Genomic DNA, 23,388 nt, shown 5'->3' on the forward strand with positions numbered 1-23,388 from the left:
CGCTCACAGCAGGTCGAGTCCGCGGGCGAAGGCGCGCACCCGCTCGGCCATCACGGCGGGCACCTCGGCGATCGCGAAGTGGCCGCCCTCGTCGAGCCGCTCGAACGTGCGCAGGTCGCGGTAGAAGCGTCGCGCCAGCGATTCGGGATAGTCGCCTTCGTGGCGCTGGATGTGTACGGATGCCGGAACCGCGACGGGCGGCATCTCGTCGGGCTGGTCGGCGCCCTCGTAATACGGCCGGAACGATGTGCCGATGCTCTGGGTCGTCCAGTAGATCATCGCCTCGGTCAGGATGCGGTCGCGAGAGATGCGTCGCTCGACCGCGCGCGGGTCCGCTTGTGGAGTGTCGCTCCACTCCACGAGCTTCTCGGTCAGCCAGGCGAGCAGACCCGCCGGTGAGTCGTTGAGGGCGGCCGCGAGCGTATCGGGCCGGGTCGCCTGCACGTGCCCGTAGGCGCCGTTGGTGCCACCCCATTGCTCGAGGCGCGTGAAGAAGGCGACCTCGTCAGGGGCGGTGAGCAGCTCGCGCTCGGCCATGGCGGGGAAATGCGAGTGGGTGACGACGACACCCGACACCGCCTCCGGGTACGATCCCGCGATCAGGTCGTTGACGTTCGCCGACACGTCCTCGCCGTAGGTCAGGTAGGTCCGATAGCCGAGCACGTCGGTCATGAGGACATGCATCGTCGCGGCGAGCCGGGTCTCGGTCATCGGGCCTTCGGCGTAGGCGGACGAGTACGCGAAGCCGGGGAAGCTCGGCACCACGACGTGGAAGTCCGGCAGCAGATCCGCGAAGTCGAGCTGCAGCGCGAACGTGTGCGGCCAGCCGTGCATCACCAGGAGCGCGGGCGCGTCGTCACGGGCGGAGCGCAGATGCGCGAAATGGATCGTCGTGTCGCCGACGTCGGCGAGGAACTGCGCATGCGCGTTCAGCCACGCCTCGCGCGCCCGCCAGTCCCAGTCGCGCCACGCCGCGACGAGGGTGGCGAGATAGCCGGCGTTCATGCCCGAGGGCGGTCGCCGCGGAGATTCAGGAAGAGGCCGGAAGCGCTCGAGGCGGTCCTGCAGATCGGCGAGTGCGGCGTCGGGCACGTGGATCGAGAAGGGGCGAACGGTCGGCATGGGCCGAAAGCTACCCGGCCCTTCCGACACCGCTTGCCCGGATCGCGCCCATCAGCTCGCGGACGCGCACGAAGGTCGGCACCTCGACGTTCGCGAGGCCGGTGACGGTGGTCGCCGTCGGCGGATGGTGCCGGCTCACCGCCACTACGCCGTGGTCACCGCCTGAGATGACGAGATCCTCGCCATCGAGCCACACGCCGCGGCCGTAGCCGAGGTCGTCGCCCGCGTCGGCGGTCACCCGCTCGGTGAGCAGCGCCACAAGCGAGGGAGCGATGATGCGCCCTGCGAGGAGCGCCGGCCAGAACCGGTGGAGATCGCCCACAGTGGAGTGCGCTCCCCCGTCGCCGGACCCGACGACCGGCAGTTCGAACACGTTGGTGCGGCCGTCATCCTTATAGCCGGTCGCGGTGCCCGGCGGGAGCAGATCGGAGCGGGGAAAGCCTGTTGATGTCATGCCGGCGGGCTCGAACACACGTGCCCGCACGAGGTCGGCGAACGGGGTGCCCGAGACGCGCTCGGCGATGATCGCGAGCACGACATAGCCGCCGTTGCAGTATGAGAACCGTTCGCCCGCGCGGAACTTCGTCGGAAAGCCCTCGAGCATCGGCAGATAGGCCGGTGTGGAGTCCAGGCTCTGCACCGGCACGCTGAGGGGCGCCAGCGCATCCACCTCCTCGTCGAGATAGTCCCCGATTCCCGACGTATGGCTCAGCAGGTGGTCGATCGTGACGTCGTCGGCGATGAGCGGCAGGTCGTCCTGGAGGATCTCACGCGCGGGGCTGTCCTGCCGCAGCAGACCGTCGCCGATGAGCGAGAGCGTGGCGACCGCGGTGAAGGTCTTCGTTCCGCTCGCGAGCCCGAATCGCGTCGCGGGGGTGTTCGGCGCACCCGCCGTGCGGTCGGCGAGCCCGACAGCCCACTCCCCCAGCACGTCGTCACCACGACGCGCGCTGATGACGCCGCAGAAGCCCTCGAGGTCCGGTACGACATCGCCCATGCGTGGGACTCCCGCGGTCGTGGAATCCGGTCAGGCGCTCTTGCGCTTCTCCCGCAGCACGAGAGTCGGCGGAGCGCCCTCGTCGACGGAGGCACGGGTCACGATGACCTTGTCGACGTCGTCGGTCGACGGGATCTCGAACATGATCGGGCCGAGGACGTCCTCGAGGATCGCACGCAGGCCGCGCGCACCGGTCTTGCGCGCCACCGCGAGGTCGGCGATCGCCTCGAGTGCCTCGCGATCGAACTCGAGGGTCACCCCGTCGAGTTCGAACATGCGGTGGTACTGCTTCACGAGCGCGTTCTTCGGCTCGGTGAGGATCTCCATGAGCGCGTCGCGGTCCAGCGGCGAGACCGAGGCGATGACGGGGAGCCGCCCGATGAACTCGGGGATCAAGCCGAACTTGTGCAGGTCTTCCGGCTGCACGTCGCCGAACAGGTTCAGGTCTTCGTCCTTGCGGTGCAGCGAGGCGCCGAAGCCGACGCCGTGTTTCCCGACGCGAGAGGAGATGATGTCTTCCAGCCCGGCGAACGCGCCGGCCACGATGAACAGCACGTTCGTCGTGTCGATCTGGATGAACTCCTGGTGCGGGTGCTTGCGGCCGCCCTGGGGCGGGACCGAGGCGACGGTGCCCTCGAGGATCTTCAGGAGCGCCTGCTGCACGCCCTCTCCCGACACGTCCCGCGTGATCGAGGGGTTCTCCGCCTTGCGGGCGATCTTGTCGACCTCGTCGATATAGATGATGCCGGTCTCGGCGCGCTTCGTGTCGAAGTCCGCGGCCTGCAGCAGCTTGAGGAGGATGTTCTCGACGTCCTCGCCGACGTAGCCGGCCTCCGTCAGCGCGGTGGCGTCGGCGACGGCGAACGGCACGTTGAGGCGCTTTGCGAGCGTCTGTGCGAGGTAGGTCTTGCCGCAGCCCGTCGGGCCGAGCAGGAGGATGTTGCTCTTCGCGAGCTCGATCTCGTCGGCGCGCTGCTCTGCGGACTGGATCGTTCCGTGGGCGCGGACGCGCTTGTAGTGGTTGTACACGGCGACCGACAGCGCGCGCTTCGCGTCGGTCTGGCCGACGACGTACTCCTCGAGGAAGGCGAAGATCTCACGAGGCTTCGGCAGGTCGAAATCGGCGACGACGCCGGACGACGACTCGGCCATGCGCTCTTCGATGATCTCGTTGCACAGCTCGACGCATTCGTCGCAGATGTAGACGCCGGGGCCGGCGATCAGCTGCTGGACCTGCTTCTGGCTCTTGCCGCAGAAGGAGCACTTGAACAAGTCGGCGCTCTCACCGATGCGTGCCATGCCGCTCCTCCTCGTACGTCGGGGGCGAGCCCCCAGCTGTTCTCCGAGCCTAATAGCTGACGCCGACATGCGGCGGCATTGCGACGCACGTTGTGGACGACCCGCGGTTCGCGGAGAGAGAACCCCTGCCGCACACGCGAGTGCCCCGCCGCCCGGTCATCCGGGCGGCGGGGCACTGAGCTCCGCGTGGAGCGACTACTTCGTCAGGGCCTGCTGGCCGCGCTTGCGCGTGGTCAGCACCTGATCGACGAGGCCGTAGGTGACCGCCTCCTCCGCGGAGAGGATCTTGTCGCGATCGATGTCCTTGTTGACCTCGGCCTGCGTCTTGTTCGAGTGCTTCGCGAGCGTCTCCTCGAGCCAGGTGCGCATGCGCAGGATCTCGGCCGCCTGGATCTCGATGTCCGACGCCTGACCGTGGCCGGCCTCGCCGACGGCGGGCTGGTGGATGAGGATGCGGGCGTTCGGCAGCGCCAGGCGCTTGCCGGGTGCGCCGGCCGCGAGCAGCACGGCCGCAGCGGACGCCGCCTGGCCCAGCACGACCGTCTGGATCTGCGGCGACACGTACTGCATCGTGTCGTAGATCGCGGTCATCGCCGTGAACGAGCCACCGGGCGAGTTGATGTACATGATGATGTCGCGGTCGGGGTCCTGGGACTCGAGCACGAGCAGCTGGGCCATGACGTCATCTGCCGAGGCATCGTCGACCTGGACGCCCAGGAAGATGACGCGGTCCTCGAACAGCTTGTTGTACGGGTCCTGGCGCTTGTAGCCGTAGGCGGTGCGCTCCTCGAACTGCGGCAGGATGTAGCGGCTGCCGGGCATCTGGAGGCCCTGGGGCGCCATCGGCGCTCCGCCGAAGGTGGGGGTCAGCATTGCGAGTTCTCTCTCTTTCGCCTTCGGGTCGTTCAGTTCGAGGAGCCGGCGGTGCCGCCGCCGCCGATGACGTCGCTCGCAGATTCGCGGATGTGGTCGACGAAGCCGTACTCCAGGGCTTCCTCGGCGCCGAACCAGCGGTCGCGGTCACCGTCGGCGTTGATCTGCTCGACCGACTTGCCGGTCTGCTTGGCGGTGATCTCGGCGAGGCGCTTCTTCATGTCGAGGATGAGCTGCGCCTGCGTCTGGATGTCGCTCGCGGTGCCGCCGAAGCCGCCGTGCGGCTGGTGGAGCAGGACGCGGGCGTTCGGCGTGATGTAGCGCTTGCCCTTCGTTCCCGCCGTGAGCAGGAGCTGGCCCATCGAGGCGGCCATGCCGATGCCGACCGTCACGATGTCGTTGGGCACGAACTGCATCGTGTCGTAGATCGCCATGCCCGCCGTGATCGAGCCACCGGGCGAGTTGATGTAGAGGTAGATGTCCTTCTCGGAGTCCTCTGCGGCGAGAAGCAGGATCTTCGCGCAGATCTCGTTGGCGTTGTCATCACGCACCTCCGACCCCAGCCAGATGATGCGGTCCTTCAACAGCCGGTCGAAGACGCTGGTCGCGACAAGTGGTTCGGCCATGTGTACTCCTGTTTCCTTGGGTCGCCATCGAATCTACCGGCGCCTCGCGAACGACCCGCCCGTGTTCGCCCTGGGCAGAGCGCGCAGAAGACGGAAGAGGACGGATGCCGCGGCATCCGTCCTCTTCGGTCAATCGGTCAGCAGACCGAAACGTGTCTCACTCGGCGTCGGCGGCCTTCTTGGCCGGAGCCTTCTTGGCGGCCGGCTTCTTGGCGGGAGCCTTCTCCGCGGCCTCGGCGTCCTCCGCGGCAGCCTTCTTCGCGGCGGGCTTGCGCGCGGGAGCCTTCTTCGCGGCGGGCTTCTCGGCGGCCTCGGCCTCTTCGGCCTCGATCACGGCGTCGGCGTCGGCTGCGGCATCCGCGATCTCCTCCGCCTCCTCGACGACCTCTTCCTCGTCCTCGGTGGCGACGAAGCCGCTGAGGTCGACGGGCTTGCCGTTCGTGTCGACGACCTTGACCTTGCCGAGCGCGACGGCGAGAGCCTTGTTGCGGGCGACCTCGCCGACGATGGCGGGGAGCTGGTTGCCCTCCTGCAGCGCGTTCACGAAGTCCTGCGGTGCCATGCCGTACTGGGCGGCCGACTGCACGAGGTACTGCGTGAGCTCGTCCTGCGAGACCTGCACGTCGACCGTCTCGGCGATCTTGTCGAGCAGCATCTGCGTCTTGAACTGCTTCTCGCTCGCCTCGGCGACCTCGGCGCGGTGGACGTCGTCCTCGAGACGGCCCTCGCCCTCGAGGTGGTTGTGCACCTCGTCCTCGATGAGCTGCGGCGGGACGGGGATCTCGACCTGCTCGAGCAGCGTCTCGATCAGCTTGTCGCGAGCGGCGGAGCCCTGCGTGAAGGCGCCCTGCTGGCCGACGCGCTCCTTGAGGCTGTCGCGCAGCTCGGCGATCGTGTCGAACTCGCTCGCGATCTGGGCGAAGTCGTCGTCGGCCTCGGGCAGCTCGCGCTCCTTGACGGCCTTGACGGTCACCGAGACCTCGGCCTCGTCGCCGGCGTGGTCGCCGCCGACGAGCTTCGAGCGGAAGGTGGTGTCCTCACCGGCGGTGAGCGAGTCGATGGCCTCGTCGATGCCCTCGAGCAGCTCGCCCGAGCCGACCTCGTAGGAGACACCCTCGGCGCGGTCGATCTCGTTGCCGTCGATCGCGGCGACGAGGTCCAGCTCGACGAAGTCGCCGGTGGCGGCGGGACGGTCGACGGTCACGAGCGTGCCGAAGCGGGCGCGCAGGCGGTCGAGCTCCTCGTCGATCGCGGCCTCGTCGACCTCGATCGCGTCGACCTCGACGGTCGTGCCCTCGAAGGACGGCAGGTCGAACTCGGGACGCACGTCGACCTCGACGGTGACCTCGAGGTCGCCCGAGAAGTCCTTCTCGTTCGGCCACGTGGTGACGTCTGCGGACGGACGGCCGAGCACGCGCAGCTCGTGGGCTGCGGCGGCCTCGCGGTAGAAGGTGTCGAGACCCTCGCTGACCGCGTGCTCGAGCACCGCGACACGACCGATGCGCTGATCGATGATCGGCGCGGGCACCTTGCCCTTGCGGAAGCCGGGGATCTGCACGTCCTGCGCGATGTGCTCGTACGCGTGCTTGATCGACGGCTTGAGCTCGTCGGGGCTGACCGTGATGTGCAGCTTGACCCGGGTGGGGCTGAGCTTCTCGACGGTGCTGTTCACCATGCCTGTACTTCTCCTCTTTCCGGCCGCACGCGGCAGCGTGCGGTTGAAGGTCTGGGTTCGAAAATTCCGAGGGCCGTGATGTCGGGGCGACAGGATTTGAACCTGCGGCCTCCCGCTCCCAAAGCGGGCGCTCTACCAAGCTGAGCTACGCCCCGGGCGGGTTCGCACGCGTGCGTGCGCCTTTCGGCCCCGAGAAGTCTAGCCGACGCGCCCGCGACGTTCCTGCGCGCCTACATCTGCTCGACCCAACCCGCGCGCCAGTCGGGGGCCGGGAACGGCTTCGTCCAATACGCGGTCTCTTTCGAGATGAGTCCGTCGCGCAGCTCGAAGACGAACACCGTCTGGTAGGGATCGCCGTCACCGTAGTCCAGATCAGCCTCCAGCACCCACAGGTCCCCGGCACCGGTGAGGCGGCGCGGCGAGATCGCAGGAAGCTGCGGAAATGCGCCGTAGATGGCGCGCCGGTTGTCTGCGCCCACGATGCGCTCGCCCGACTGCGGCCACTCGATGACGGCATCGTCGTGGAACACATCGTCCATGCCTGCGACGTCGCCCGCATTGAGTGTGGCGACGAGCGCCTCGACGACCTGTCTGCCCATGCGTTCCATGACCGGCCCCTTCGCTCGGCCGCGCGTCTGGACAGCGGGTCGGAACGGGAAGGCCGTCGCGATGTAATACGATGGACCGGTGCCCGTCCGCGGGCGCACGGGGATGTAGCTCAATGGTAGAGCCTCAGTCTTCCAAACTGATGGTGCGGGTTCGATTCCCGTCATCCCCTCCAGAAGCCCTTCCGCGGTCGGCCCCAGGCCGTCGACGGACGGGCTTCTCCCATCTGCGCCGCACGAATCCCCTGCGCGCCCTACTGTTCCCGGGTCGCCCTCTCGCGGCACACTGGGTGTGGAACTGTTCCATGCCCTCCAGGAGCCGCGATGAGCAGCCGTAAGCCGATTCCCGAGCCGGGTGAGCGCAAGCTCCCGCGGCGCCCTGCGTCGCAACTCGCCGAGAGGTGGACCCGCATCGACGGCGTCGACGTCTTCTACCGGGAGTCGCCGAATCCGACCAAGGACGAGCGCGTCATGGCGCACGTGCACGGCTTCGGACTCTCCGGCCGCTACCTGCTGCCGACGGCCGAGCGGCTCGCCGACGAGTTCCACACCTATGTCCCCGACCTTCCCGGATTCGGCCGCAGCGGCAAGCGCAAGGACATGCTCGACATCCCCGATCTCGCGCGTGCCGCGGTCGACTTCTTCGACGACCGCGGCGTCGAAAAGGCGACGCTCGTCGGCAACTCGATGGGCTGCCCCGTCATCATCGAGTTCGCGCACCGCTACCCCGAGCGCATCGACCGCGCGGTGCTGGTCTCGCCGGCGGGCGGACTGTTCAACCAGCCGCTGCGTCGGGCGATCAAGCAGCTCTCGCAGGATGCTCCGCGCGAGCCGGTGAAGATGGCGCGGGTCGCCGTGCCCGACTACGTGCGCTTCGGCGTGCCGAGCACGATGAAGATGTTCCGCTCGCTCACGCAGTACCCGTCACTGCAGCGGCTGCTCGAGATGCGCATCCCCACACTGGTCGTGCTGGGCCAGCGCGATCCGCTCCTTCCGCACGCGCACCGCGTCGACGAGATCGCCAGTCAGACCGACAGCCATGTGCTCGTCGTGATGCTCGAGGGCGCCGCCCATGCGATCAACTTCAGCCATCCGGGGCAGCTGGCCCACGTGATCCGTCACTTCATGGACGACCTGCCGATCGAGAACGATCCGGCCTGGCCCGGCCACGTGCGCCTGTACGAGGTGCACCGCGGCAAGCACCACCCGCCCGCGCAGCCGCGCGGCTGACACCTCGCGCCGCCTCAGCCGAGGGGCGTCGCGTCGCGGTGCTCGTCGATGTGCGCGAGGTAATGCTCGGCGTTGCGGAGAAGCCCTGCCCGCTCCTGCGCGGTGAGCTCCCGACGCACCTTCGCGGGCACACCCGCGACCAGGGATCCATCCGGGATGTCGGAGCCCTCGAGCACGACCGCCCCACCGGCCACGAGGCATCCCGATCCGATCTTCGCGCCGTTGAGCACCACCGCGCCCATGCCGATGAGCGAGCCGTCGCCGATCGTGCAGCCGTGGACGACGGCGTTGTGGCCGACGGAGACGTTCTCGCCGATCACGACGGGCCTGCCGGCGTCCACGTGGACCGAGACGTTGTCTTGGAGGTTGCTGTTCGCCCCCACGGTGATGGTGTCGCCGTCGGCGCGGAGCACTGCGTTGTACCAGACGCTGGCACCGGGGCCGAGGGTCACGCCCCCGACGACGCGTGCACCGGTGGCGACGAACGACGTGGGGTCGAGCGAGGGCGTCCTGCCCGCGGCGACGAGGACCGATGCTCCGGGTGCGACCGTCATGGTCCGACCCTAATCGCCAGCGCCTTCTCGATGGCGTCGGTGTACCAGGGCGCCAGCGTGTCGGCGAACGTGACCGTCAGGTGGTCCTGGTCGCGGTAGATGTTCGCCCCGCCGACGACCGGCGCGCAGGTGTCGGCGCCGCAGAACACGTCGGTGAAGTCGAGCAGCGTGACGGAGTCGAGACCGGATGCTGCGCCCCGGAGCGGATCGTCGTCCACCAGCACGTCCGATCGCGCGCCGTCGCACTCGGACATGTCGTGCGTGCGCAGGCACTTGTTGGGGTCGGTCTCCCACACGGGGTTGTCGACGACGGTGACGACGGGGATGCCGCGTGCGGTGACGGTGCTCCACGCGTCGCGGTAGCCGGCGACGGCCGCGTCGTAGGAGGAGTCGTAGCCGGCCGCCGAGTACGGAGTGGTCGCGATCGCCGCGGTGAACACGGCGTCGAGGTCGGCGTCGTCGATCGCGTTCTGCACGCGGTCGCGCCACTCGGTGCAGGCAGCGCCGAAGGCCCCCGGCGTAGCCAGCGGTGTGGCGTTCCAGGGGCACGCGCCCTTGAACCAGGTCACGAGCTGCCAGCCGTTCTCGTCCGCCATGCGCTGGAACGTCGACAGCAGCTGGTAGGCGTGGCTGTCACCGATGAGCGCGACGCGCGGGGCGTCGGGGTCGTCCGAGCCGAAGGTGCACGAGACCGGTCGCGAATCGGTGAGCTGCACGAAGCAGTCCGGATTCTCGGGCCGGTCGATGCCCGCGAAGCCGGGAGCGGGGAGGATCGTGTCGCCGAAGTCCGCGTCCGCACAGGAGGAGTCGAGGACCGACGCTGCGCCGAAGCAGTCGGGGGGATTCTGCTGCAGCTCCGCGATGTCGCGGGTGCCCTGGCTGTACAGGGGCGCGTTGACGAACCATGCGGAGGCGGCCACCAGGGCGACCACGATCATCGCGGCGAGCGACGACCACAGGGTCACGCGAGCGGGGCGAGAGGTGAGCACCTTCCAGCCGCGGGCGGGATCCTCGACGAATCGCTTCGTGAGCCATGCGAGAACGAAGCACAGCACCAGCAGCGCGACGCGATGGTAGATCGTGAGACCCCAGAACGGCACGGAGGGTGCGATGACGATCAGCGGCCAGTGCCAGAGGTAGAGCGAATACGAGATGTCTCCGACGAACTGCGCGGGACGGATCGCGAGGATGCGGGTGGGGTACCACCAGCGCTCGGTGTTCGAGGCCGCGATGACCGCGGCCGCGCCGAGAGTCGGCAGCGCCGCCATGTAGCCGGGGAACGGCGTCTGCCCGTCGAACGTGAAGGCGACGTAGACAAGGAGCAGGATGCCGCCCCAGCCGAGCACGAAGCTCCCGATTGCGCCCCGGACCCTGAGCATCGGGACGAGCGCGATCAGGGCGCCCACGCCGAACTGCCACATGCGGCCGAACGTGACGAAGTACGCGGGCGCGGGGTTCGTGATCGTGAAGACGACGCAGAACACGAACGAGACGGCGGTCACGATGCCGAGCGTCGTGATGATGACGCGGCGACGGGCGCCGCGGAAGAACTTCACGCCGATCCACGCGGCCAGCAGCATGATGAGCGGCCACATCACGTAGAACTGCTCTTCGAGCGACAGCGACCAGTAGTGCTGCACCGTGGTGGGCGAACCCGAGTGGTTGAGATAGTCGGCGGAGTTGAGCGCCAGGTACCAGTTCTCGACGTAGAACGTCGACGCGAGGATCTCGCGGACTTCGTTCGGCAACGCCGACGTGGGCATCAGATACGGCGACATCACCACTACTGCGCAGAACAGCAGGACGAGGAGGGAAGCCGGGAGCAGGCGCCGTGCGCGTCGCGCCCAGAACTGGCCGAGCTTCACCGAGCGGGTGCCGGTCAGCTCGCGCATGAGATGCGCGGTGATGAGGAAGCCCGAGATCACGAAGAAGATGTCGACGCCGATGTAACCGCCCGTGAGCCGGCCCGGCCAGAAGTGGTACAGCACGACGCACAGCACGGCGATCGCACGCAGGCCCTGCACATGCGGGATGAAGCGCGAGGGCTCGGCGTGTTCGGGCGAGCGGTCGCGGGGCTCGCGGGTCACGGTCTTTGCGGGAACGCTCAGATGCTGCGGTCCGAGGTCGTGATCGGCGGAAGGCACGAATCGACGTTAGCCGCTGTCGCACCGTCGGCCCGCACCGACGGTGCGGATTCCCCGGTTTAGCCCAGCCTTCTCTTGCTTGCGGAATGACTCCCGCTGAGTAGCGTTGCAGTCACCAGAGGCCGAAAGATGGAGACGAGCGACATGACGAACACCCAGACCACCCCCGCAACCGCAGCGAACCCCGACGTCGCCGCCGCGACGGCGCAGTTCCTCACCCCCGTCGTCCTGGGCCTGCAGGCCCTGGCTGTCAACGGAAAGCAGGCGCACTGGAACGTGCGCGGCGCGAACTTCATCGCGATCCACGAACTGCTCGACTCTGTCGTCGCCCACGCTCAGGCCGGCGCCGACCAGGCCGCCGAGCGCATCGTGGCCCTCGGGCTTCCGATCGACGCCCGCGTCGGCACGGTCGCCCAGAAGACCTCGACCGCGGTCCCCGCAGGCTTCACGCAGTGGGATGCGCTCATCCGCAACGTGATCTCCGACATGGACACGGTCATCGCCGACTCGCAGGCCGCGATCGACGGACTGGACGAGTTCGACCTCACGAGCCAGGACATCGCGATCGGCATCAAGGAGTCGCTCGAGAAGGACCGCTGGTTCCTCTTCGCGCACCTCGCCGAGTGATCGCCATCTGATGACGAAGGCCCCCGGGATCTCCCGGGGGCCTTCGTCGTGTCACGGATGCTGCAGGAAGGCGAGCACCGCGAGGACCCGGCGGTGCTCGGTGCCCGACTCCTCGAGCCCGAGCTTCGCGAAGATCGCGCTGATGTTCTTCTCCACCGCTCCCACGCCGATGAACAGCCGCCCCGCGATGCTCGCGTTGCTGCGTCCCTCGGCCATGAGTGTCAGAACATCGCGCTCGCGCGGCGTCAGCGTGGCGAGCGGATCGGGTCGCGCCGAGAGCAGCCCCTGTACGACGAGTGGATCGAGCACGGTCCCCCGCTCGCGGACGCGGCGGACGGCGTCGGTGAACTCGTCGAGGGACGTGACGCGGTCCTTCAGGAGGTAGCCGACGCCGCCCTCGCCGCCGGCGAGGAGCTCCTTCGCATACACGCCCTCGACGTACTGGCTGAGCACGAGGATGCCGACCGCCGGCAGCGCGGCGCGCACGGCCAGCGCCGCGCGGATCCCCTCGTCACGGAAGCCGGGCGGGAGGCGGACGTCGAGGATTGCGACGTCCGCACGCGCTTCGCGCACGCGGGCCACCACGTCATCGGCGTCGCCCCAGGCGCCGGCCGTGACGTATCCCGCCTCGTCGAAGAGCCGGACGAGGCCCTCACGCAGGAGGACCGAATCCTCGAACAGGACGACGCGGAGCGGGGCGGAGCGGAACGACGAGACCACTCCCTCAGGATAGGGATCGGTCATGGCAGGGCCGTGAGCGGGATGTGCGCGCCGACCGAGGTCGGCCCTCCGACCGGGCTGGTCACGACCAGCACGCCACGGAGTCCGGCGACGCGCTCGCGCAGGCCCTCGAGCCCGTGACCCGACGTGATGGCGGCGCCGCCGCGGCCGTTGTCGACGACCCAGACGTCGAGGTGCGTGGGTGTCCCGGCAGCCGTGCGTCGCAGCGACGCGCGCAGCGTGACCCCGGTGGCGCCGGAGTGCTTGACCGCGTTCGTGATCAGCTCCGCGACGATGAAGTAGACGGTACGGGCCACTTCCTGGCTGACCCCGCGGTCGACCGCGGGGTCGACCTCCAGCTGGACCCACAGCGGCGAGCCCGTCGCGAGCGCGTCGAGTGCGGCGGCCAGGCCACGGTCCTGCAGGAGGGGCGGCGCGACGCCGCTCGACAGCGCACGCAGCTCGTCGAGTGCGGCCTTCGCGTGACCCCGCGCGTCACGGGCGAGCTCGGCGGCAGCATCCGTGTCTCCCGACTCGGCGCGGCGCTCCAGCGCGGCGAGGTCCATCTGCAGCCGCACCAGGCGCTGCTGTGGACCGTCGTGGATGTCCCGTTCCAGGCGGCGCAGCGCCAGGTCTTCGGCATGGACGGCGGCACCGCGGGCGGCCGCCTCCGCACGGACCTCGGCGGCGAGCTCGTCCGAGTTCCACCGGCCGAGCATGCCCTTCGCGACCGCGTGGTGACCGCGGGCGAGGCCGCCGAGCACCCACGGCATCGTGAAGGTGAACACGATGCCCGCGACCAGGTACAGCGTGACCTCGACCGCCCAGCCGCTCCATCCGCCGAACAGCCCCGGCACGGCGTCCGCGACGAAGTGGCCCCAGTCGCCGCCGTCGCCTCGGGGCAGGAAGACACCCCAGAACCAGTACGTGAGTCCACCCAGCCCGACGCTCAGCCACACGGTCGTCAGCACGAACGAGATGGTGCTGATGATCGGGCTCACGATCATGCCGTGAACGAGGTACAGCCAGTAGTGGGCATTGCGGATGGGACGCGTGAGCGTCATCCAGAAGCCGGAGGTGTCGAGCTTGTCGCGGTTCCACTCCGGCTCGGCGATCTCGGCCAGACCCGTGAGCAGCAGCAGAAACCGGTCGGCCACGCCGAACCCGCGCGCGATGAGCAGGGTCAGCACGACGAGCGGCAGGCCGATCACGAGGATGAGCAGGCCCACACCCGTCCAGAAGAGCGCGGCGAGCACGCTCACCGAGATCATCGCGAGGACGAAGACGGCGAGAAGGTACAGCGCGCTGCCCGGTGTGCGCGCCCAGGCGCGTCCGTAGTGCGCCCAGAACCCGGGGGCGGGTTCAGTCGCGGCCGGCTGCAGCGGGGCCGGCTCAGTGGTCGTGACGGTCATCGGTGTCTCCCTCGGGACGCTTCAGGTCGGGCCGCTGGCCCGGTTCGACGACCAGGAACTGTCCCATCATGCCCTGGTCCTCGTGCCACAGCAGGTGGCAGTGATACATGTACGGAGTGGTCGGATCGGCGTGGTCCTCGAACCGCACGAGCAGGCGGTACTCGCGTTCGCCCTCGAGCGCGATCGTGTCCTTGAACCCTGCGAGTCGCGGCGGCGGCGGAGCGCCGTCGACGCTGAGGATCCGGAACTGCGTGTCGTGGACGTGGAACGAGTGCGGGAGCGGATTGCCGTTGCGCACGGTCCACACCTCGCTCGTGCCGACGGTCGCGACGACGTCGGCACGGCCGAGGTCCATCTCCCGGTCGTTGATGCTGTGCCCCGACATGACGAACGTGCGCTCGGTGGCGGCGTCCGCATCGTCCGCGGCCGGCAGGCTCGCGAGCCGCGTCGGCACCTCCGGCGAGGGGGTCAGGGATGCCGCGGCCCGCAGCTCCATCACGTCGAACGCCGCCGAGCCCGCGTGAAGAGCCGGGTCGGGAGCCTCGGAGCGGAGCACGACCCGCTCCCCCGGGCTCATCGCCACGACGATCTCCGCGCGTTCGCCGGGCGACAGCGGGATGTCGGTCGCGCGCACCGGCTCCTCAAGCAGGCCGCCGTCGGTCGCGATGAGGTCGAATGGGCGACCGTCGGCGAACGCGAGGTCGTACATGCGCGCGCTCGAGCCGTTGAGCAGGCGCAGCCGCACCCGCTCGGTCCCGACCTCGAGATACGGCGCGACGGTGCCGTTGACGAGGATCGTGTCGCCGAGCACGCCGTCGAACTGCATGCCGAGACCGCCGGCGAACGAGCCGTCGCTGTGGAACGAGCGGTCCTGGACGATGACCGGGAAGTCGTCGACGCCGTACTCGCGCGGAAGCGGGAGCGCCGACTCCTCTTCGTCGCGGACCAGGAACATGCCGGCCAGCCCCGCGTCGACCTGCTCCCTCGTGCGCTCGTGCAGGTGCGGGTGGTACCAGAGCGTCGCGGCGGGCTGGTCGATCGTCCACTCCGGATGCCACGTGGCCTCGGGCGCGATCGAAGAGTACGGACCTCCGTCCATCGCCGCGGGCAGATGCATGCCGTGCCAGTGCACCGTCGTGGGGTCGGACAGGCCGTTCGTCACATCGACGCGAACCGTCTCGCCACGCTGGGCGACGATGGTGGGTCCGAGGTAGGCGCCGTCGTAGCCGAGCGTGGGCGTTTCGCCCCCGGTGACGAACGACGAGCTCCCTTCCTGAGGGGTCAGCTCGAAGACGCGCACGCCGTGCTCGACGCGCGACGGGGCGAGCGGCGGCACGGCGAGCGGTGCACTGAAGTCGAGGGTGCCCGCGGGGGGAGGTGTCGCCCGCACGGCGTTCGTCGCGAACCAGATTCCCGCGGCCCCGACGAGCAGGACGATGACGGCGAGGGGGATGGTGACGAGTGCGATGACGAGCCGGCGGCGGCGCCTTCTCCGTGGCGGAGCCGGCGGTGCGGCGGCGCTCACGGCAGCCAGAGGGAGGGTCATGCCTCCAGCCTCGCGACGACGCCGGCGCGGCGGCATCCGACCCCCTCCCGAACCCGTACGGGGGAAGACCCCCGAACGGGCCGCGGGATTACACGCGGTGTGTCAGGCGCCCGCCCAGGAGCGTCGCAGATACGGGCATGCCTCGCAGGGCCATCTCATCGGCGCAGAGCGGGTCGCGTTCGACGATCGCGAGGTCGGCGACGTCGCCGGGACCGATCCGCGCCGGTTCCGCGGAGCCTCCGCGTGTCGATGCCGCCAGCGCCGTCGCCGCGTCGACGCGCTGCGCCGGCTGCCAGGCGTCGCGGCCGTCGCGCGTGCGGAACACCGCCGAGGCCATCGCCGCCCACGGATCGAGCGGCGACACGGGTGCATCGGAGCCGAACAGCAGGTTCGCACCGGAATCGGCGAGTGCCCGCAGCGGATACGGCTGCGCCGTCTGGCCCGCCCAGACGGTGTCGGTCAGGTCGCGGTCATCGAGCGCGTGCTCGGGCTGCACGCTCGCTCCGATGCCGAGGCGGGCGAACCGCGGGATGTCGGCATGCGAGACGAGCTGCGCGTGCTCGATCGTGCCCCACGCCCCGGTCGCGGCGAAGGCGTCGAGCGCGTGCGAGTTCGCGACATCGCCGATCGCGTGAATGGCCGAGGCGATGCCCGCCGCTGTCGCACGCGTCATCAGGTCGACGAGCGTGGCGAGATCGACGGTGAGCAGGCCGTGGTTGTGCGGATCGCCGGGATACGCGTGCGAGCACGCGGCCGTGCGAGTGCCGAGCGATCCGTCGGTGATGACCTTGAGCGGGCCGACACGGACGAGATCGGATGCTGCGCCCCGGGCGACGTCTCCGGACTTGAGCCCGTCGACGACCGCGCGATCGAGGAACTGAGGGTAGATCCCGAACGAGATGCGCAGCGCGTCGAACCCGGCGGCGAGGCGACGGGTCCACGCGTCCTCGTTCCACGACATGTCGAGGTCGACGAGCCCCACGACACCGCGGGCGGCGGCATCCCGTGCCATGCGCGCGACGAGCGGGTCGGACACCGACGCGTCGACGGCGTTGAGCCTGCGGGAGATCTCGAACGCCGGCTCCTCGCGGAGGATGCCGTGGTCGTCTGGTTCGAAGCCCTCGCGGCGGAGCGCCGCCGAGTTGAGCCACACGCTGTGCACGTCGGCGTTGATGAGGTAGGTCGGGACCTCGCCCGTGGCGGCATCGAGCACATGGAGATCGGGGGTGTCGGCCCAGAACGCGTCGCGGAAACCGCTGCCGACGCGGCGCCCGTCGGGGAGCGGGTCCGCGGCTCCCATGAGACTCGCCGCCTGCGCGGCGGACGTCGCTCCCCCGAGCGGCACGCGCTGGGCCGAAAGGGCCCACTGCACGGTGTGGACGTGGTGGTCCCAGAGCCCGGGGACGACCCAGCCGCCCTCAGCGTCGAGCACGCTTCCGTTGCGCGCGAGCGCACCGGCGGGCGCGATGTCGACGACGCGGCCCTCGGCCAGGTGCACGTCGACCGGATCCGCACCGAAAGGATCTGTGCGGTCGGAGCCGGTGAGACGCGCGTTCGCGATGACGTCGACGGTCTCGCCGCGCGCCGCCGTCACCGAGCGGCCTTCCGGGTCTCGAAGTCGCGGCGCATCTCTGCGGCCAGGCGCGGGTCGGCGTACGGACTCGCGCCGGCCTCGAGCTCCATGACGACGGTTTCGACGGTCTCGTCGGGCTTGTTCTGGCTCAGCTTGCGCTTGCCGACGACCTTCGTCGGCGTGAGCCGGAAGCCCGCCGTGCCCCTCTCGAGCCGGCGCACGTACTCCGGATCGTTCGGCGGCTCCCACATCAGGCGCGGCTGCGGCAGGCCGCTCTCGAACCGCGCGACGAGGCGTTCGAGCACTTCGAGGTTCTCCTCCGGCGCGAGCAGCTCCGGGATGCCGCTGAGGTGCGCCGAGACGAAGTTCCAGGTCGGGACGCTCTGCACGTCGCCGTACCAGCCGGGCGAGATGTACCCGTGGGGACCCTGCACGACCACGAGCAGCTCACGCTCTCCCAGCCCGTGGATGAGGTCGTCGGGCTTGCCGACATGGCCGACGATCGTCAGGTCTTCGCGTTCGGCGTCGAGGAGCACGGCGTAGTGCGAGGCGACGAGCCCGTCCTCGGTCGACGAGACGATCGTGACCCACGGGTTCTGCTCGATGAGCCGGCGGATCTCACCGACATCCGACATCGCGAAGCTCGGGTTCTGACGCATGCGCCCAGCCTATTCGCGCAGGCTGCCACCGCGGATCGGCGTCACGCCTGGCAGCGCGGGCACCAGTAGAGCTTCCGCCCCGCGGCCTCCTCCACCACGATCGCCGTGCCGCACACCCGGCACGGCAGGTCGGCGCGGTGGTAGACCCAGTGGCGATCGTCGCGACTCGCCATCGCGGCACGGTAGGCCTCGGGGTCGAGGTCGTCCATCGTCATCATCTGGCCGGTCTCGACGCCGATGGCGAGCAGTCGCACCCAGTCCCGCCAGATGTCGCGCACGACCTCCTCGGGGACGTCGCGCCCCGGCGTGTGCGGGTTCTGCCGTGCCCGGAACAGCAGCTCGGCGCGGTACACGTTGCCGATGCCGCTGACGACGTTCTGGTCCATGAGCAGCAGGCCGATCGATGTCGGCTTGCGGCGCACGACCGAGGTGAAGCGCTCCTCCCCCTCCGCGACGTCGTCGACGAGTGGGTCGGGCCCGAGTCTGGCGATCGTCGCGGCGACCTCGTCGGGTGTCTGCAGCTCGCACGCGGTCGGGCCGCGCAGGTCGGCGCACGTGACGTCGGTGAGCAGCCGCAGGCGCACCTGCCCGACCACGGGCGGCGGCCACTCGTCGCCCTCGTCGGCGAGCCCTGTGGTCTGCTCCGACATGCGCACGTGCACGCGGGTGCGCCGCGGGGCGCCGATCGAGGTCAGCGAGTTCTCGCCGGCGCTGTCGAGGATCGGGTCGTCGAGATCCGTGCCGCGCTGGTTCGTCTGTCCCATGCGGCCATTGGCCGAGGCGATCGTCGGATCGACCAGGATCTCACCTGCGAAGTCCCACGCCCCGTACATGCCCAGGTGCACGCGCAGCCAGAGGTCATCGTCGAACTCGAGGAACATCTGCTTGCCGACGGCCCGCACCGAGGTCGCGGAGCGTCCGCTCAGGATCTCCGCGCCCTCGACGAATCGGCCCTGGGGGCTCGAGGCCGCGAGCGCGCGCCCGACGAAGTTGCGGTCGAACTGGCGGGCGATGCGATGGACGGAATGCCCCTCGGGCACGACTCAGCCGGCTTCGGGGTCGAATGAGCTGTCGTCGGCGGCGAGGACGTCCGGCTGCCCGGCAGTGGCACGCGGGTCGGGCTCGAGGGCGCCGTCCTCCTCGTAGGCCGCGAGCTGGGCGATGCGGCGCGCGTGGCGCTCCTCGCCCGAGAACGGCGTCGCGATGAAGCGGTCGATGAAGGTCGCCGCCTCCTCGAAGGTGTGCTGGCGCGCCCCGATCGCGATGACGTTGGCGTCGTTGTGCTCGCGGGCGAGCTCTGCCGTGGCGATGCTCCACGCGAGGGCGGCGCGGACGCCCACGACCTTGTTCGCGGCGATCTGCTCGCCGTTGCCGGAGCCGCCGAAGACGACGCCGAGCGCCTCGATGCCCGCTGTCTGGTCGCGCACGACGGCCTTGGCGGCACGGATGCAGAACGCGGGATAGTCGTCGAGCGGGTCGTACTCGATCGGGCCGTGGTCGACGACCTCGTGACCGGCGGCCGCGAGGTGGTGCTGCAGCTGCGTCGAGAACTCGAGGCCGGCGTGGTCGGTCGCGATATGGATGCGCATGGGCTCAATCCTAGAGAGGGCGGGAAGCGGACGACGAAGGATGCTGCGCCGCGGCGAGCGGTCCGTTCAGGCGGTTCGCTCGCTCAGGGCGCGATGCCCGCGGCTGCCGGCTTGAAGCCCGCGCGCACGTTCTCGCAGCAGGCGGGACGACAGACGTCGAACCAGGGTCCGAGGTCGGTCGCGTGGGGCCGTTCCCCCGCAGGCGTGCCGTTCAGGCGCTCTTCGACGAGGTCGATCAGCCCCGACACGAACACCGGGTCGACGCCAGGCGTCGGCGTGCGCACCGCGCGGATGCCCGCCTCGGCCGCGGCATCCATCGCCTCGGTGTCGAGGTCCCACAGCACCTCCATGTGGTCGCTCATGAAGCCGAGCGGCACGATCGCGACCGCCTGCACACCGGCCGCGGGCAGCTCGGCGATCACGTCGTTCACGTCGGGCTCGAGCCACGGCTGGCTCGGAGGGCCGGATCGCGACTGGTAGACGAGATCCCACGCGACGCGGTCGGCGCCGGGGACCTCCGAGGCCACGGTCGCCATGACGACCTCGGCGACCGCGAGATGCTGTGCGGCGTAGGCGCCGCCCTCACCCAGGTCGCGGTGCAGCTCGTCGCCCTCGCGCGGGCCGGAGCGCTCGGCATCCGCCGTCGGGATGCTGTGGGTCGAGAACAGCACCCGCACGGCCTCGGGGGCGATGCCGTCGGACAGGAATCCTGCCACGGCGTCGCGCACACCGTCGACGAACGGCTGCACGAACCCGGGGTGGTCGAAGAACTGGCGCACCTTGTCGATCGTGACGCGCCCGCCCAGGTCCGTCTCCGTCAGCACGCGCGCGAAGTCCTCGCGGTACTGCCGGCAGCTCGAGAACGACGAATAGGCGCTGGTGGCGAGCGCCAGGAGCTTCGTGTGGCCGGCGTTCGCGGCATCCGTCACGGCCTCGCCCAGGTAGGGCGCCCAGTTGCGGTTTCCCCAGTAGACGGGGAGGTCCAGTCCGCGCCGAGCGAGCTCGGTCTCGAGGGCGGCCTTGAGCGCGCGATTCTGCGCGTTGATCGGGCTCACGCCGCCGAAGTGACGGTAGTGGTGCGCGACCTCTTCGAGGCGCTCATCGGGGATGCCGCGGCCGCGCGTGACGTTGCGGAGGAAGGGGATGACATCGTCCTGACCCTCGGGGCCGCCGAAGCCGGCGAGGAGGAGGCCGTCGTAGGCGACGGGCTGCTCGACGAAGGGCGAGCCGGGCGCGGCGGCGGGAGAGGCGAAGGGGACGACGTTCTGCTCGGGAGAAGTCACCCCTCCATCCTGACACCGCATCCGGGTGCTTTCAGCCACGGGATCGGGCGTTCGCGGGCCCGCTGACATAGGCTGGGACGGTTGTCATCGGTGCCAGCAGCGCTGGTGGCGGCCGCCGGATCGAGCGCTCGCGCGACGAGCCGATCGACCACCTCCGTCATCCTCACCCATGGGAGCCACAGCAGTGCCTGGAGAGAACCTCACCCGCATCGAGGCGCAGGAGCGCCGCGCGATCGTCGACACGCAGTCGTACGAGGTCGCGCTCGACCTGACGAAGGGCGCCGAGGTCTTCGGATCCCGCTCCGTCGTCCGCTTCACCGCGACGCCCGGTGCCGCGACGTTCATCGACCTGATCGCGCGCGAGGTGCGCGAGATCACCCTGAACGGCCGCTCGATCGACCCCGCGACGGCGTTCGCCGATTCGCGCATCGCGCTGGACGACCTGGCCGCCGACAACGAGCTGGTCATCGACGCGGATTGCCTGTACACGAACACCGGCGAGGGCCTGCACCGTTTCGTCGACCCGGTCGACGGCGAGGTGTACCTCTACTCGCAGTTCGAGGTGCCCGACTCGCGCCGTGTGTTCGCGGTGTTCGAGCAGCCCGACCTGAAGGCGACGTTCGCGTTCACGGTCACGGCCCCCGAGCCGTGGAAGGTCGTCTCCAACTCCGCCACCCCCGAGCCGAAGAAGCACGGTGACGGCACGGCGACCTGGCGCTTCGAGCCGACGCCGCGCATCTCGTCGTACATCACGGCGCTCATTGCGGGCCCGTACGAGGCGACGTTCTCCGAGCTGACCAGTTCGTCGGGCCGGGTCATCCCGCTCGGCGTGTACGGCCGCAAGAGCCTGTGGCAGTTCCTGGACGCGGAGTACATCTTCGACAAGACGCGTCAGGGCTTCGCCTACTTCGAGGAGAAGTTCGACTACGCCTACCCGTTCGCGAAGTACGACCAGCTGTTCGTGCCCGAGTTCAACGCGGGCGCGATGGAGAACGCCGGCGCCGTCACCTTCACCGAGACGTATGTCTTCCGCTCGAAGGTGACGGATGCCGTCAAGGAGCGTCGCGTCGTCACCATCCTCCACGAGCTCGCCCATATGTGGTTCGGCGACCTCGTCACCATGAAGTGGTGGAACGACCTGTGGCTGAACGAGTCGTTCGCCGAGTGGGCGTCGACGATCGCCACCGCCGAGGCGACCGAGTGGACCGAGGCGTGGACCACGTTCAACGCGATGGAGAAGACCTGGGCCTACCGCCAGGACCAGCTTCCCTCGACGCACCCGGTGGTCGCGCAGATCAACGACCTCGAAGACGTGCAGGTCAACTTCGACGGCATCACGTACGCCAAGGGCGGCTCGGTGCTCAAGCAGCTGGCCGCGTGGGTGGGCATCGAGGCGTTCTTCGCCGGTGTCGCCGCCTACTTCAAGAAGCACGAGTGGTCGAACACCGAGGTGGGCGACCTGCTCGCCGAGCTCGAGGCCACCAGCGGTCGCGAACTGTCGACGTGGTCGAAGAAGTGGCTCGAGACGGCGGGCGTGAACACGCTGTCGCCCGAGATCGTGACGGATGTCGACGGCACCATCACGCGCTTCGCGATCGTGCAGACCGCGCCCGCGGACTACCCGACGATCCGCCCGCACCGCCTCGGGGTCGGCTTCTACGAGCTCCGGGGTGAGGCCCTGGTGCGCGTTCACCACGTCGAGCTCGACGTGGACGGCGATCTCACCGAGGTGCCCGAGCTCAAGGGGCACAAGCGCCCGGCGCTCGTGCTCCTGAACGACGAGGACCTCGCCTACGCGAAGATCCGCCTTGACGACCAGTCGCTTCAGACCGCGATCGACCACCTCGGCAAGATCAGCGACCCGCTCGCCCGCTCGCTGGTGTGGGGTGCCGCGTGGGACCAGACGCGCGATGCCGAGGCATCCGCTTCCGACTACGTCGACCTGGTGCTGCGCAACATCGGCGCCGAGACCGAGTCGACCACCGTCCGCACCACGCTCGCGCAGCTGCAGCTCGCCGCGAACTCGTACGTCTCGCCCGAGAAGCGCGACGTCACGCGTGCCAAGGTCGCCGACGCGCTGTGGGCGCTGGCCGGCTCGGCCGAGGCCGGCGGCGACAGCCAGCTGCAGTTCGTGACCGCGTTCGCGTCCGCCGCCGCCACCCCCGGCCAGTGGGAGAAGGTCCGTCAGCTGCGCGACGGAGAGGCGGCGTTCGACGGTCTCGACATCGACACCGACCTCTCGTGGCAGCTGCTCGTGTCGCTCGCCGCCGGCGGGGTCGTGACGGCGGCCGACATCGACGAGGCCCTCGCAGCCGACAACACCGCCAAGGGCGGCGAGTTCGCCGCGCAGGCCAAGGCGGCGCTGCCGTCGGCGGAGGCGAAGGCGGCGGCGTGGTCGTCGCTCGTCGACAGCGACGACCAGCCCAACACGATCGTGCGGGCCGCAGCTCTCGGCTTCGTGCACCCCGCAGGACGCGGACTGCTCGCCGACTTCGTCGCGCGCTACTTCGCGTCGCTGCTGCCCATCTGGAACTCGCGCACGTACCAGATCGCGCAGTACCTCATCGTGGGTCTGTATCCCGCACCGCTCGCCGACGTCGCACTTCGCGACGCGACGCGCGCGTGGCTCGAGGCGAACGGCGACGCCGCTCCGGCCCTGCGCCGCCTCGTCGCCGAGAACCTCGCCGGCGTCGAGCGCGCGCTGTCGGTGCAGGACCGCGACTCCCAGTAGGCAACGACGACGGATGCCTCGACCCTGCGTGGGTCGAGGCATCCGGCGTCTTCGGCACCCTGGTACCACGTCGTCCGCGATTGTTCATCCCGAAGACTGACGCGCACGGGCACAGCTGACTCA

At 69.6% G+C, this 23,388-nt stretch carries 20 protein-coding genes and 2 tRNA genes; 4 read left to right on the forward strand and 18 right to left on the reverse strand.

Annotation, left to right across the window (positions count from 1 at the left end; genetic code table 11):
• Nucleotides 1-3: 3 nt before the first annotated feature.
• The 8 genes from Q9R33_RS10080 to Q9R33_RS10115 form a co-directional block, all read right to left on the reverse strand.
• The gene (locus Q9R33_RS10080) at nt 4-1,122 is read right to left on the reverse strand and encodes an epoxide hydrolase (RefSeq protein ID WP_310246887.1); all 1,119 of its coding nucleotides are present in this window, start codon (nt 1,120-1,122) and stop codon (nt 4-6) included.
• A 10-nt stretch (nt 1,123-1,132) separates the two neighbouring features.
• Nucleotides 1,133-2,119, reverse strand: a complete 987-nt coding sequence (locus tag Q9R33_RS10085) for a serine hydrolase domain-containing protein (protein WP_310246889.1) — start codon at nt 2,117-2,119, stop codon at nt 1,133-1,135.
• A gap of 30 nt (nt 2,120-2,149) precedes the next feature.
• Nucleotides 2,150-3,418 carry an ATP-dependent Clp protease ATP-binding subunit ClpX gene (clpX, locus tag Q9R33_RS10090; RefSeq protein WP_056367456.1) on the reverse strand — a complete coding sequence of 423 codons (1,269 nt, stop codon included), beginning with the start codon at nt 3,416-3,418 and terminating at the stop codon, nt 2,150-2,152.
• A gap of 195 nt (nt 3,419-3,613) precedes the next feature.
• Nucleotides 3,614-4,291 carry an ATP-dependent Clp protease proteolytic subunit gene (locus Q9R33_RS10095; protein ID WP_056367457.1) on the reverse strand — a complete coding sequence of 226 codons (678 nt, stop codon included), beginning with the start codon at nt 4,289-4,291 and terminating at the stop codon, nt 3,614-3,616.
• Between the two features lie 32 nt (nt 4,292-4,323).
• Nucleotides 4,324-4,917 carry an ATP-dependent Clp protease proteolytic subunit gene (locus tag Q9R33_RS10100; protein ID WP_045302773.1) on the reverse strand — a complete coding sequence of 198 codons (594 nt, stop codon included), beginning with the start codon at nt 4,915-4,917 and terminating at the stop codon, nt 4,324-4,326.
• Nucleotides 4,918-5,074: 157 nt separating this feature from the next.
• Nucleotides 5,075-6,589, reverse strand: a complete 1,515-nt coding sequence (gene tig / locus Q9R33_RS10105; RefSeq protein WP_310247287.1) for a trigger factor — start codon at nt 6,587-6,589, stop codon at nt 5,075-5,077.
• Nucleotides 6,590-6,673: 84 nt separating this feature from the next.
• A tRNA-Pro gene (locus Q9R33_RS10110) sits at nt 6,674-6,747 on the reverse strand.
• Between the two features lie 75 nt (nt 6,748-6,822).
• The gene (locus Q9R33_RS10115) at nt 6,823-7,200 is read right to left on the reverse strand and encodes a nuclear transport factor 2 family protein (RefSeq protein WP_311293666.1); all 378 of its coding nucleotides are present in this window, start codon (nt 7,198-7,200) and stop codon (nt 6,823-6,825) included.
• A gap of 99 nt (nt 7,201-7,299) precedes the next feature.
• On the opposite strand from Q9R33_RS10115, the gene Q9R33_RS10120 reads away from it, so the two are divergent.
• Nucleotides 7,300-7,373: transfer RNA gene (locus Q9R33_RS10120), tRNA-Gly, on the forward strand.
• Nucleotides 7,374-7,521: 148 nt separating this feature from the next.
• Nucleotides 7,522-8,427, forward strand: coding sequence for an alpha/beta fold hydrolase (locus tag Q9R33_RS10125; protein ID WP_056367459.1), 906 nt, complete (start codon nt 7,522-7,524; stop codon nt 8,425-8,427).
• A gap of 14 nt (nt 8,428-8,441) precedes the next feature.
• Here the strand turns inward: Q9R33_RS10125 and Q9R33_RS10130 are convergent, their stop codons facing one another.
• Nucleotides 8,442-8,981 (reverse strand): gamma carbonic anhydrase family protein, encoded by a 540-nt coding sequence (locus tag Q9R33_RS10130; RefSeq protein WP_310246899.1) that lies wholly within the window; start codon nt 8,979-8,981, stop codon nt 8,442-8,444.
• A complete protein-coding gene (locus Q9R33_RS10135) occupies nt 8,978-11,125 on the reverse strand; it encodes an acyltransferase family protein (protein ID WP_311293667.1) in 2,148 nt (715 codons plus the stop codon). Before Q9R33_RS10135 ends, Q9R33_RS10130 begins: the two co-directional genes overlap by 4 nt.
• 144 nt (nt 11,126-11,269) lie before the next feature.
• Here Q9R33_RS10135 and Q9R33_RS10140 point away from each other — a divergent pair, with 144 nt between their 5' ends.
• Nucleotides 11,270-11,752, forward strand: coding sequence for a DNA starvation/stationary phase protection protein (locus Q9R33_RS10140; protein WP_311293668.1), 483 nt, complete (start codon nt 11,270-11,272; stop codon nt 11,750-11,752).
• Between the two features lie 51 nt (nt 11,753-11,803).
• Here the strand turns inward: Q9R33_RS10140 and Q9R33_RS10145 are convergent, their stop codons facing one another.
• The 8 genes from Q9R33_RS10145 to Q9R33_RS10180 form a co-directional block, all read right to left on the reverse strand.
• Entirely contained in the window at nt 11,804-12,496 is a 693-nt protein-coding gene (locus tag Q9R33_RS10145; RefSeq protein ID WP_311293669.1) for a response regulator transcription factor, read from the reverse strand.
• Complete coding sequence (locus tag Q9R33_RS10150) at nt 12,493-13,884, reverse strand: sensor domain-containing protein (protein ID WP_311293670.1); 1,392 nt, start codon at nt 13,882-13,884, stop codon at nt 12,493-12,495. The genes Q9R33_RS10145 and Q9R33_RS10150 overlap by 4 nt, the downstream gene beginning before the upstream one ends.
• Nucleotides 13,865-15,430: a multicopper oxidase domain-containing protein gene (locus tag Q9R33_RS10155; RefSeq protein WP_311293671.1), complete on the reverse strand. Its 1,566-nt coding sequence runs from the start codon at nt 15,428-15,430 to the stop codon at nt 13,865-13,867. Before Q9R33_RS10155 ends, Q9R33_RS10150 begins: the two co-directional genes overlap by 20 nt.
• An 88-nt stretch (nt 15,431-15,518) precedes the next feature.
• The gene (locus tag Q9R33_RS10160) at nt 15,519-17,024 is read right to left on the reverse strand and encodes an amidohydrolase family protein (protein WP_311293672.1); all 1,506 of its coding nucleotides are present in this window, start codon (nt 17,022-17,024) and stop codon (nt 15,519-15,521) included.
• Nucleotides 17,021-17,662: an FMN-binding negative transcriptional regulator gene (locus Q9R33_RS10165; RefSeq protein WP_311293673.1), complete on the reverse strand. Its 642-nt coding sequence runs from the start codon at nt 17,660-17,662 to the stop codon at nt 17,021-17,023. Before Q9R33_RS10165 ends, Q9R33_RS10160 begins: the two co-directional genes overlap by 4 nt.
• Nucleotides 17,663-17,703: 41 nt before the next feature.
• Complete coding sequence (locus Q9R33_RS10170; RefSeq protein ID WP_311293674.1) at nt 17,704-18,702, reverse strand: DNA-formamidopyrimidine glycosylase family protein; 999 nt, start codon at nt 18,700-18,702, stop codon at nt 17,704-17,706.
• 3 nt (nt 18,703-18,705) lie between these two features.
• Nucleotides 18,706-19,251 (reverse strand): ribose-5-phosphate isomerase, encoded by a 546-nt coding sequence (locus tag Q9R33_RS10175; RefSeq protein WP_056367469.1) that lies wholly within the window; start codon nt 19,249-19,251, stop codon nt 18,706-18,708.
• A gap of 83 nt (nt 19,252-19,334) precedes the next feature.
• Nucleotides 19,335-20,555, reverse strand: a complete 1,221-nt coding sequence (locus Q9R33_RS10180) for a ferrochelatase (protein ID WP_396654098.1) — start codon at nt 20,553-20,555, stop codon at nt 19,335-19,337.
• Between the two features lie 163 nt (nt 20,556-20,718).
• Between Q9R33_RS10180 and pepN the strand changes: the two genes are divergently transcribed.
• Nucleotides 20,719-23,265: an aminopeptidase N gene (gene pepN / locus Q9R33_RS10185; RefSeq protein ID WP_311293832.1), complete on the forward strand. Its 2,547-nt coding sequence runs from the start codon at nt 20,719-20,721 to the stop codon at nt 23,263-23,265.
• Nucleotides 23,266-23,388 lie beyond the last annotated feature (123 nt).

The sequence above is a fragment of the Microbacterium sp. PRC9 genome (assembly GCF_031844125.1).
Taxonomy (GTDB): domain Bacteria; phylum Actinomycetota; class Actinomycetes; order Actinomycetales; family Microbacteriaceae; genus Microbacterium.

Bases quoted from the DNA above. Each gene is read 5' to 3' on its own strand.
- Q9R33_RS10080 (WP_310246887.1), bottom strand. From the start codon at position 1,122: ATGCCGACCGTTCGCCCCTTCTCGATCCACGTGCCCGACGCCGCACTC.
- Q9R33_RS10085 (WP_310246889.1), bottom strand. From the start codon at position 2,119: ATGGGCGATGTCGTACCGGACCTCGAGGGCTTCTGCGGCGTCATCAGC.
- clpX (WP_056367456.1), bottom strand. From the start codon at position 3,418: ATGGCACGCATCGGTGAGAGCGCCGACTTGTTCAAGTGCTCCTTCTGC.
- Q9R33_RS10095 (WP_056367457.1), bottom strand. From the start codon at position 4,291: ATGCTGACCCCCACCTTCGGCGGAGCGCCGATGGCGCCCCAGGGCCTC.
- Q9R33_RS10100 (WP_045302773.1), bottom strand. From the start codon at position 4,917: ATGGCCGAACCACTTGTCGCGACCAGCGTCTTCGACCGGCTGTTGAAG.
- Q9R33_RS10115 (WP_311293666.1), bottom strand. From the start codon at position 7,200: ATGGAACGCATGGGCAGACAGGTCGTCGAGGCGCTCGTCGCCACACTC.
- Q9R33_RS10125 (WP_056367459.1), top strand. From the start codon at position 7,522: ATGAGCAGCCGTAAGCCGATTCCCGAGCCGGGTGAGCGCAAGCTCCCG.
- Q9R33_RS10130 (WP_310246899.1), bottom strand. From the start codon at position 8,981: ATGACGGTCGCACCCGGAGCATCGGTCCTCGTCGCCGCGGGCAGGACG.
- Q9R33_RS10140 (WP_311293668.1), top strand. From the start codon at position 11,270: ATGACGAACACCCAGACCACCCCCGCAACCGCAGCGAACCCCGACGTC.
- Q9R33_RS10145 (WP_311293669.1), bottom strand. From the start codon at position 12,496: ATGACCGATCCCTATCCTGAGGGAGTGGTCTCGTCGTTCCGCTCCGCC.
- Q9R33_RS10150 (WP_311293670.1), bottom strand. From the start codon at position 13,884: ATGACCGTCACGACCACTGAGCCGGCCCCGCTGCAGCCGGCCGCGACT.
- Q9R33_RS10155 (WP_311293671.1), bottom strand. From the start codon at position 15,430: ATGACCCTCCCTCTGGCTGCCGTGAGCGCCGCCGCACCGCCGGCTCCG.
- Q9R33_RS10165 (WP_311293673.1), bottom strand. From the start codon at position 17,662: ATGCGTCAGAACCCGAGCTTCGCGATGTCGGATGTCGGTGAGATCCGC.
- Q9R33_RS10175 (WP_056367469.1), bottom strand. From the start codon at position 19,251: ATGCGCATCCATATCGCGACCGACCACGCCGGCCTCGAGTTCTCGACG.
- Q9R33_RS10180 (WP_396654098.1), bottom strand. From the start codon at position 20,555: ATGCGGTGTCAGGATGGAGGGGTGACTTCTCCCGAGCAGAACGTCGTC.